Here is a 9,161-nt window from a genome sequence, read left to right as displayed (position 1 = left end):
GGCGCCAGGCGCTCCCACTGGGCATCCGTCAGATCACTCCTACACCCCATAGTCGTATCAACGACTCAACTGATCGCCAGGACACTGCCTAGTCGCGCTGCTGGTCACCTTGAACGAGCAGGTCAACTTCCTTCACGGGCAGGTCGAGGACTGCTTCGGCCGGCACCCCGACGCTGAGATCATCCGCTCCCAGCCCGGACTGGGACCGATGCTCGGCGCCCGGGTACTTGCAGAGTTCGGGGACGACCCTCACCGCTACGCCGGCGCCAATGCCCGCAAGAACTACGCCGGCACCAGCCCGATCACCCGCGCCCCCGGTAGAAAGAACGTCGTGACCGCGCGGTACGTCCGCAGCGACCGGCTCATCGACGCCCTGATCGCCCAAGCCTTGCACTTCGGATCTCCGCCGGCGCCAGGGCCTACTACGAGAAGCAACGAGCCCGCGGCATCGAATTCAACGCCGCCCTACGCCAACTCGCCAATCGGCGTTCAACGAGATCGTCGCCCGGCTGTCCTCCCACCGGGACCGGACACTGGTCGCGTTCTCCATCTCCACCGGGGCCCGGGCGAGCGAGTTGCTGTCCGCCACGCGAGGCGGCGTCGCCCCCCGCCGGCAGCTGATCACCGTCGTCCGCAAGGGCAGCCGCGAACTGCAGGAACTTCCTGCCTCGACCGATGCCTTCGTCTGGCTGCGGCTCTACCAGGTGGAGATGGACGACCAGATCCCATGCGGCCGACGGATTCCGCTGCGGTGGACGCTCCGCTCGTCGTCTCGACCGTTGACCTACCACGCGGTTCACCGCATGTTCGAGCGGGCCAACGTCCGGGCGGGCACCTCAAGCACGCTTCACGCGCTGCGGCACACCGCCGCTTACCGGATGGCCGAGGACCCGACCCTTCCACTGACCGATGTCCAACGCGTCCTCGGGCATGCCCAGTTGGCCACGACGCAGATCTACCTCAACCCGCGCAAGGAGGATGTGATCCGTCGGGTCCTCGCCCACCACGCCGAGCAGACCCGGCAGGCCGCCGCTCGAACGGCGCCCTCCCCGCGCCCGGCTACCGCGCCGAGTCACTGAACGCACTGTTCGGGACGGCCCGCTGATGACCACCACGCTGGATACCGACACTACGCCGGTCACACCCGCACTACTGGTGGCACGGCAACTGCAGGTCACCCGCCCGCGCGGGGAGTCCTGGCCCGCCACGGTGCAGGACCGGGAGATGGTCTCGGCCCGGCTGACCGCCGAGCCGTTTGCCCCCTCCTGCGACAACAACGGCCGCAGGTCCGGGCTCCGACTGCTGCTGGACCGGGAGCGAATTCCTCGGCCGCTTCGAACGCCGCAAGGTCTGCACCGGCACCTGCGGCCGCGCGTTCGGCACCCCGTCGGTGGCAGCGGCTACCGCATTTGTGCCGGTCGTGGCATTTCCGACGGCGTCCGCAACGTGGACCACACTCCGGTTCAGGCGTCGAGGCCGGGCCTTGTCCAGAGCGTGATGTCGCTGCTGGTGGCGACGACGAGTGTGCGTCCGGAGGGGGAGAACCCGGCGGCTCGCAGTTCGGAGTAGTGGGCGTGGAAGATGTGCCACCACTTCTCACCAGCGGGACCGCGGCAGAGTCCGCCATCGGCCGAGAGGAGGACGCGGTGGTGCGGCCAATCCGGGCTGACGACCTCGACAGTCCACCCGTCTTCGGTGGTGGAGTGGAGGCCGCCGCCGAACAGGCCGGCGATCCGCACCTCGGTTCCGGCGAGCGGTCCGAGTCCAGGGCAGGACAGGTCAGGGCCACTTGGTGTGCTGGGATCCAGGTCGGGGTCGTGGTCGCGGGCGATTCGCTGGCCCATGGAGGCGTCGAAGATGCCGTGACCGCTGCTGGAGACGACCATCAGGAGGTCGTTTCCGCTGTCGGGGTCGACCCCGAAACCGACTCCGAGTAGCCCGCCGATGGGCGTTCGCCGCGCGGAGACGGGCTGCCAGGGGCGTGGTGCTGGGATGGCGGGGGCAGCGAGGAAACGATCCCTCAGCTGCTGCTGGTATTCGGAGAGCATCGTGTCCTCAGGATGGATGTCCCAGGCTCGGCCAGGGCAGCTTACTGGTGGTTCAGAATCAGCTCGTCGTGGGCCGGGGCTGCGGTCATTCGTCGATGCGTTGGAGGATGTGTGTGAAGTCGCCGGTCTCGACCAGGCCGACGAGGACCCGGGTCATATTGCTGATGCCGGCGTCGCGGACGATGAGGCCGTCCGAGCACGAGAAGTAGGCGCCGCCGAGGGGCTCCCCGGTCGCCGCCCACCGCTCCATGATGCTCTCCACCTGAGCCAGGGTGATGACGGTCGCACTCCACCGGGTTCCGTCGTTGAGGTCCACGAAGACGTCGATGTTGTCCACCGATTCCAAGTCCTCGCTGGCATTCGGCAGGAACGCCGCCTCGAAGTGCTCCGTGCGGACCCTGTACCAGGGTCCGTCCCATCTGCCTGCTTGTTTGTTGTGGCTCACCGGGCGAGCGTGCCGGGCTGATCCTCCGGCCTCAACTGCATTCTTCTCGCACGCTTGCGGGCGTGTAACGGCTGGCCTGTCGTTCACCGGGGTGCGTCGCCGCGTTCCCGAATCTGACGCTGGAGGCGGAGGATCTCGCCGTGGGCGGCGGCAAGCCGTTGTTCGAGCTCTTGGACGCGCTCTCGGTGGGCGGCGCGTTCGCGGCGGAGGGCCCCGGTGAGGCTATGGATCACCGTGCCGTCGTCGGCTGCGGGCTCCTGTCGGAGGGGCCGGTGGTCAGCCCGTTGCTGGCCGCGCAGGGTTTCGATGCGTTTGCGCAGGTCGGTGTGGGCGTAGAGGAAGTCCAGGCTGACGCCCGCCGCGCGGGCGACAGCCCGGAAGTTGATTTCCTCGCCTGGGATGCCGTCGTGGCCGGTCCACCGCGGCCACATCGCGCCGCGCACCAACGGCGAGTCGCCGATCGCCCGGCCCAGGCCCCGGTCACCGGGCGCGGGCCGGCCACGCGGAGGCCTGCCGGTGTCAGTCGTAGAGGCCCGCGCCCTCGCCGGCGGCGGCGCGCACGAGGGCGTCGGTGAGTTCGCGCGGGGTGGTGAGCATGGGGAAGTGGCCGGTGGGCAGCTCGAAGTAGGTGACGCCGGGTTCGGCGAGCTTGGCGAACCTGGGGGCTCCGGTGGCGTGCAGGGAGCGGGCGACGTCCCGGCTCAGGCCGCTGTCGACGCAGAAGATGCCGGTGGTGGGCAGGGTGTTCCAGGCGTCGGTCAGCCGGACGGGGTCGGTGGCGGTCGCAGCGGGGTGCGGGGTGGCCAGGCGGTAGTAGCGCTCCCGCTCGCTCTCGGGGACTCCGGGGGGCAGCTGGCCGGGCACCGCGATCAGCCCGTCCTCGCCCGCGGCCGCGATGCCGGCGCCGGCGAGGCTGGTGGCCATCGACTCGCCGTGCTCGGGGATGCCGGTGTCCACGTACACCACCCGCGCGATGTGGTCGGGGCGCTGGTCAGCGGCGGCGGTCGCCGGGAAGCTCCCGTAGCTGTGGGCCACCAGGACCACTCCGGGCCCGTACTCGTCGAGCAGGTCCACCACGGCCGCCGTGTGCTCGGCGAGCCCGATGCGCCCGGCGTCCGCCCCCGCCCGCTCGGCGAGGCCGGGCAGGGTCACGGGAACGGCCCGGTGCCCGCGCGCCTCCAGGTCCACGGCCACCGCCTCCCACACCCAGGCGCCCAGGAACAGGCCGGGGACCAGCAGAAACGTCGTCATGATCGACCTCTTTCGTCGCATATTCCGTGCGGTGTGATGGAGCGTAGGACCTCCCCCAGAGGGAGATTCCAACTCCCGTTCCCACGGATGCCCCAGCACTGACGCCAGAGCCGCGGACCGTCCCGGGCGACGGTCTTCTGCGGGTCCCGCTCCCCCGGCCCCGAAGGTCACCCCTGGCAGGCCGTTCCACGCCCACAACGCGCGACAGGTCACGGCCTGCGGTCCCGCACCGGGTACAGCTTCGCGTGCATCACCCGCACCTCCCACCACGGATCGTCCGAGGCGGACACCAGCGCGGCCACCAGCTCCCACTTGGTCGGCGCGGGCAGCACGAGCGGGCCCAAGTCATTGGCAGCGCGGGTTCGGTGGGCGCCAGGAGGCGGTCGCGGAGCCGCACCTGCAGCTCCGCGCCACCGCCGCCGCCGAGGATCTCGCACAGCCGCCGCATCGGCGCGCTGCCGAGGCGACGGCGAAGGTCACGCAGTGCCTTCGCACTTGGCGCCGGGGCCGGGCGGCCGGCCAGGCCCGCGGATAGCTTCCGCCAGACCAGCCCGTGGCCGATCTCGGGGAACAGGCACATCGCCAGCAGGAAGTACACGCCGACCCGGGACGGCAGATCCCGCAGACGGCGCTGCAGGCTGCCCGTCTCCTCCAGCACCGCGTCCACCAGCTCGACCGGGAGGAATCCGGTCAGTGCGCCCACGTGCCCCGGGGCGAACCTGCCCGGGGCCGCCTCGATCACGCGCGCGGCAGCCGCTCCGCCCGGCGGCAGGGCATACTGATGCAGCAACGGAGCTCCTTGGTCACTGGCTGTCTTGGTCGACTGCCCGTTCCAACGGAACTCCGTTGCTCAAGTTCCGCTTCGCCTGCATGAGGGAGCATCAACTTTCCTCCTCTTGACAGGGCCGCCAGAGCGCTAACTTCCCGGCCTTGGGGGAACTTCAATCGGGAGGGGCGTGTCCACGTGCAGCCCCTCCCGCGACCCGACCGCCGGACGATCACGCCATCCGAGCGCCCTCGCTCAACCTGACAACACCGCCGGAGGGGCGGATCTCCCCGGCGAGCTGACCGGCGCCGGACTGCGCAGCAGCCCGGCTGGTGCTCGTGGCTGAGGAACGCATCCCCACACCGATGATTACGGAAAACCACAGTGCGATCGGGCGGTTGACCGCATGGTGGCGGCCTCGCCCGCCTCCTAGCGTGAACGGCATGATCACAACATCGGCTTCCTCGATGCTCCTCACCGCCTCCGCCGAGCCCGCGGGCGGCATCGCCGGATGGGCCGTCGACGTCATGGACGCTCTCGGTTCCCCGGGGACAGGGCTGACCAACCTGGTCGACACCGTCCTGCCGTTCGTTCCCAGCGAGATCATCCTCCCCGTCGCCGGATTCGCGGCCGGGCAGGGCCGGTTGAGCCTACCGGCCGTCATCCTCTGGACCACGGTCGGCTCCGTCGTCGGCTCCTGGATCATGTATGCCACGGGCGCCCTCCTGGGGCGCGACCGCACCCGCGCGCTCGCCGCCCGCATCCCCCTCGTCCATCTGCACGAGATCGACAGGGCCGAAGCGTGGTTCGAACGGCGCGGCCGTGCCGCCGTGTTGCTGGCCCGCATGGTGCCGGTAGTGCGCAGCCTCATCTCCGTCCCAGCCGGGATCCAGCGCATGCCACTGTGGGTCTTCACCGCCCTGACTGCCGTCGGCAGCCTGGTGTGGAACACCGCGTTCGTACTGTTGGGATACTGGCTGGGCGACAACTGGCGGCTGGTGGAGGAGTACGGGGGATGGGTATCGAAGGCAGTGGCGGCGCTGGCGGTCCTGACCGTCGCTCGCTGGTACTTGGTGCGGCTGCGTCGTCGCCCGAGCGCCCGGCACCGCGCATGAGGCCCATACGCGCCGTGGTCGGCATCGCACTCGGCACAGTCTCGGCGTGCGCCGGGCTCGCCGTTCTTGCTGCGGGGGCATTGGTGCGGTCCACCTGGCCGGTGGTCCGCCTGGCCGCGCTGGATCAGCGACGTGTTGCCGTCCTGCTCGGCGGCGCCGCTGCTTCTTCGGACGACATCGAGCCGCGACGGGCTACCGCCTACCTGTGGTGCCGCGTCCCTGTCGGGCTGCTCGGCGGCGGGGCACTGTTCCTGCTGGCAGCGGGCGCGTGGACGGCTACTTCCGGGCTGTCGCGCTGGCTGGCCGGGCATGACGCCGACGGCATGGCCCCGACCTGGCCGGTCGCCGGCTATCTTCTCGCAGTCGGCCTGCTGCTGCTCTTCCTCGACCTGGCCGGACTGGCTGCCGTCGCCGAGTTGGAGCGAAGGTTGGTGCACCGCTTTCTCTGCCCCGACGAACTGGCCCGGATGCGCCGCCGGATCGACGAGTTGGCCGCCACCCGGTCCGGGATCGTCGAGGCCGTGGACGCCGAACGGCGCCGCATCGAGCGCGACCTGCACGACGGGCTGCAGCAACGGCTGATCGTGGTGGCGATGCTGCTCGGACGGGCACGCCGCAAGAACTCCGAGGAGCTGTACCGGCAGGCACAGACCGAGACTGAGCAGGCCTTGGAGGAGCTGCGGCAGGTGGCGTGGCGGGTGTATCCCGCATCGCTGGACAAGCTGGGGTTGCGCGAGGCGCTGGCCGTAGACGCCGAGCGCTCGCCCATCCCGGTGCACCTCAGCGGCGACCTGACGCAGCGGCCGACCCCTGCCATCGAAACGGCCGCCTATTTCGCAGTGCGCGAGGCCCTCACCAATTCAGCCAAGCACGCCGGGGCCACCCGGATCGAGGTAGCGATCTGCCAGGACACCGACGTGGTGAGGGTGTCGGTACGCGACGACGGGCGAGGCGGCGCCGATCCCGCCGGGCCGGGACTGGCCGGACTGGCACGCCGCATCGCCGCGTTGGACGGGCGCCTGACCGTGGACAGCCCGCTGGGCGGCCCCACGCGTGTGATTGCGGAGCTGCCATGCGGTTGATGATCGCCGAGGACTCCGCGCTGCTGCGCGCGGGCCTGGTCCGCCTGCTGACCGACGAAGGGCACGAGGTGACTGCCGCGGTGGGGGACGCGGACGCGCTGCTGGCCGCGGTGGCCGCCGAGCCCCCGGACGTCACCGTCGTGGACGTGCGCATGCCGCCGAGCCACACCGACGAGGGGTTGCGGGCCGCGCTGCGGCTTCGGTCCGAGCACCCGCAGGTGGGAGTGCTGGTGCTGTCGCAGTACGTCGAGCAGCGGTACGCCGCCGAGCTGTTGGCGGCCGACACCCGGGGCGTGGGATATCTGCTGAAGGACAGGGTCGGCAGGGTGGAGGAGTTCCTGTCCGCGCTGGAGCGGGTGCACGACGGCGACACGGTGTTCGATCCGGAGGTAGTGCGCCGCCTTCTGGCCCGCACGCGCCACACCGATGATCTCGATCTACTGACAGACCGTGAGCGAATCGTGCTGACACTCATGGCCCAGGGCCACACCAACACGGCCATCGCACAGCAACTGTTCGTCTCCAGGAGCGCGGTGGAGAAGCACACCAACGCGGTGTTCGACAAACTGCGGCTGCCGCGGGACGACGGCACCAACCGCAGGGTACTGGCGGTCCTGCGGTTCCTGGGAAGCTAACTGACGCGACCAGCCAATCCGCGCTCAATTACCGCCCCGACCGCGGCCTCGTCCATCCGCGGATCGGCCAGGTCCTAGCTGCTCCGCGGAAGTTCGTTGAGGAGCGTTGATCAGGTGGCCGGTCCAGTGGACGCGGCCCGGCGGCTCGGAGGGGTCTGCGGGTCGGATCTGTGTGCGATCTACGATGGCCGGGTGGCAGACCAGCGTGACATCCCGCCGACCTGATCAACCTCCAGAAGCTGGTACATCGCCGAGGCGGCACGCGCCGAACGCCATGCCTGCCTCGCCACCCTCCCCATCTGGAGCGGTGATCTGGAAGCTGCCCGCCAGGGCCTGGACGAGGAGCAGCTGGCCGGGGGACGGGCGCAGCCAGGTGGGTTGGCCACACACGGGGCGCCCCTGCGGGCCGCCGGGGCTGCGGTCCTGGCGGCCCGGCTGCGGCGCAGCGGTTGCTCGAGCGGACGGCCCGTCCGACCGAACGGAAGAACACCGCCGCCCCACAGTCCGCCCCCCGGATGCCAGGGCGCGGGGCGGACGGCGAACCCCGTCGGGGGTGAACAGCGCGGCGAGTCGGGCGCGGCCGCGCATCATCGCCGCGTCGGTGAACTCGCCGCGCAGCGCCTCGATCTCGACGCGGTCAGCGATCTCCTGGAAGTCGTTCTTGCTGATCTACCTGTTCCGTGGATGGTGTAGTCGCCTTCACCAGTCCGGCAACGCAGCCCCGCCGAATGTGAGGCGAGCCGCCGACCTCACATTCCGCCGCTCTGATTCGTCGTAATGGAAGAGGGAACGTGAGCGAGGGAGCCGGAGAGCGTATGACCACCCCGTCGGGACAGGCACAGCGGCAGGCAGACGAGCAGCGGGACCCGGGACTGAGCAGGATCATGAGCGAGCGGCGACAGCTGCTCAATCTCGCCTACCGGATGCTCGGCTCCCTGGCCGACGCGGAGGACGTCGTCCAGGAGACCTACACCCGCTGGTACGCGATGTCCCGGGCGCAGCAGGAGGCCGTCGAGTCCCCGGGCGCCTGGCTGACGAAGGTGGCCAGCCGCATCTGCCTGACCCTGCTCGGCTCGGCGCGTACCCGGCGGGAGACCTACGTCGGCGAATGGATCCCAGAGCCGCTGCCCGACCCCACCGAATGGATCGCCGGGGCGGCGGGCGGCCCCGGGGTAGACCCGGTTGACCGGATCACCCTCGACGAGTCGGTGACCATGGCTTTCCTGGTCGTGTTCGAGTCGATGACCCCGGCCGAGCGGGTCGCGTTCGTACTGCACGACATCTTCCGCTACCCGTTCGCCGAGGTGGCCGAGATCGTCGGCCGCAGTCCGGCGGCGTACTCCGGCCATGGCAAGTGTCGTGACCGTCCTCACGGGCCGGCGACAGTGGTCAAGGTTCAACGACAACCGCTCAAGGTTCGATGGCACAGAACACCCGCGGTGCGGTGCCGACCTAACCAAGGCGACCGAGGCCGGCCCCGACCGCGAGCAGCCACCGGCGCAGCACCGGCGGGCTGTCGGGCGGCCGAGGCGCCGGCGAGCGCCCGGACGCCAGAAGCACCAGCCGCTCCCCCGCCCGTCACCACGGGCTGTCGCGGGTCCTGTCGCACCCACACCACACACAGGGGAATCCGGGGTACCCCCGCACGGTCGAGTAGCCGGGAGGAATCTCACCTCCCGGCCCTCACAGACAACAGTCTCCCGTTACACGGCTCTTGCCGCTCCGGTCGTCGGATCAACAGGGCGTTCTGCGTGGGCACAAGGCGCCAGTGAGCGAACATCCGGGGGTACCGCTGCGTGATCTCCCGGAGCTTCGCTAG

The 9,161-nt window shown here is 70.3% G+C and carries 9 protein-coding genes and 2 pseudogenes; 6 read left to right on the top strand and 5 right to left on the bottom strand.

What is annotated here, in order from left to right; genetic code table 11:
- Positions 1-208 precede the first annotated feature (208 nt).
- Both ACWDAK_RS34950 and ACWDAK_RS34945 read left to right on the top strand, forming a co-directional pair.
- Positions 209-292: pseudogene (locus tag ACWDAK_RS34950) on the top strand (hypothetical protein); the annotation flags it as partial.
- A 160-nt stretch (positions 293-452) separates the two neighbouring features.
- Positions 453-1,079, top strand: a complete 627-nt coding sequence (locus ACWDAK_RS34945; RefSeq protein ID WP_344638855.1) for a tyrosine-type recombinase/integrase — start codon at positions 453-455, stop codon at positions 1,077-1,079.
- 384 nt (positions 1,080-1,463) lie between these two features.
- On the opposite strand, the gene ACWDAK_RS34940 is transcribed toward ACWDAK_RS34945, so the two are convergent.
- The 5 genes and pseudogenes from ACWDAK_RS34940 to ACWDAK_RS34920 all read right to left on the bottom strand — a co-directional run.
- Positions 1,464-2,048, bottom strand: coding sequence for a hypothetical protein (locus ACWDAK_RS34940; protein ID WP_427395761.1), 585 nt, complete (start codon positions 2,046-2,048; stop codon positions 1,464-1,466).
- A gap of 85 nt (positions 2,049-2,133) precedes the next feature.
- A complete protein-coding gene (locus ACWDAK_RS34935) occupies positions 2,134-2,493 on the bottom strand; it encodes a hypothetical protein (RefSeq protein WP_344638822.1) in 360 nt (119 codons plus the stop codon).
- 83 nt (positions 2,494-2,576) lie between these two features.
- Positions 2,577-2,936: a hypothetical protein gene (locus ACWDAK_RS34930; RefSeq protein WP_427395762.1), complete on the bottom strand. Its 360-nt coding sequence runs from the start codon at positions 2,934-2,936 to the stop codon at positions 2,577-2,579.
- 76 nt (positions 2,937-3,012) lie between these two features.
- Positions 3,013-3,744: an alpha/beta fold hydrolase gene (locus tag ACWDAK_RS34925; RefSeq protein ID WP_427395763.1), complete on the bottom strand. Its 732-nt coding sequence runs from the start codon at positions 3,742-3,744 to the stop codon at positions 3,013-3,015.
- A 418-nt stretch (positions 3,745-4,162) separates the two neighbouring features.
- Positions 4,163-4,516 (bottom strand): annotated as a pseudogene (locus tag ACWDAK_RS34920) (transposase domain-containing protein); the annotation flags it as partial.
- Between the two features lie 332 nt (positions 4,517-4,848).
- Between ACWDAK_RS34920 and ACWDAK_RS34915 the strand changes: the two are divergent.
- From ACWDAK_RS34915 to ACWDAK_RS34900, 4 genes are all read left to right on the top strand, one after another.
- A complete protein-coding gene (locus tag ACWDAK_RS34915; RefSeq protein WP_344638819.1) occupies positions 4,849-5,625 on the top strand; it encodes a DedA family protein in 777 nt (258 codons plus the stop codon).
- A gap of 14 nt (positions 5,626-5,639) precedes the next feature.
- Positions 5,640-6,707, top strand: coding sequence for a sensor histidine kinase (locus ACWDAK_RS34910; protein WP_427395764.1), 1,068 nt, complete (start codon positions 5,640-5,642; stop codon positions 6,705-6,707).
- Positions 6,698-7,342 (top strand): response regulator transcription factor, encoded by a 645-nt coding sequence (locus ACWDAK_RS34905; protein ID WP_344638817.1) that lies wholly within the window; start codon positions 6,698-6,700, stop codon positions 7,340-7,342. The genes ACWDAK_RS34910 and ACWDAK_RS34905 overlap by 10 nt, the downstream gene beginning before the upstream one ends.
- An 815-nt stretch (positions 7,343-8,157) precedes the next feature.
- Complete coding sequence (locus tag ACWDAK_RS34900) at positions 8,158-9,114, top strand: sigma-70 family RNA polymerase sigma factor (RefSeq protein ID WP_427395765.1); 957 nt, start codon at positions 8,158-8,160, stop codon at positions 9,112-9,114.
- The last annotated feature ends 47 nt before the right edge of the window (positions 9,115-9,161 follow it).

It is taken from the genome of Kitasatospora sp. NPDC001175 (genome assembly GCF_053598215.1).
The sequence above is the reverse complement of the archived record's forward strand: the minus strand, read 5'-3'. Positions and strand labels throughout refer to the sequence as shown.

Bases quoted from the DNA above. Each gene is read 5' to 3' on its own strand.
- ACWDAK_RS34905 (WP_344638817.1), top strand. From the start codon at position 6,698: ATGCGGTTGATGATCGCCGAGGACTCCGCGCTGCTGCGCGCGGGCCTG.
- ACWDAK_RS34925 (WP_427395763.1), bottom strand. From the start codon at position 3,744: ATGACGACGTTTCTGCTGGTCCCCGGCCTGTTCCTGGGCGCCTGGGTG.
- ACWDAK_RS34940 (WP_427395761.1), bottom strand. From the start codon at position 2,048: ATGCTCTCCGAATACCAGCAGCAGCTGAGGGATCGTTTCCTCGCTGCC.
- ACWDAK_RS34900 (WP_427395765.1), top strand. From the start codon at position 8,158: ATGACCACCCCGTCGGGACAGGCACAGCGGCAGGCAGACGAGCAGCGG.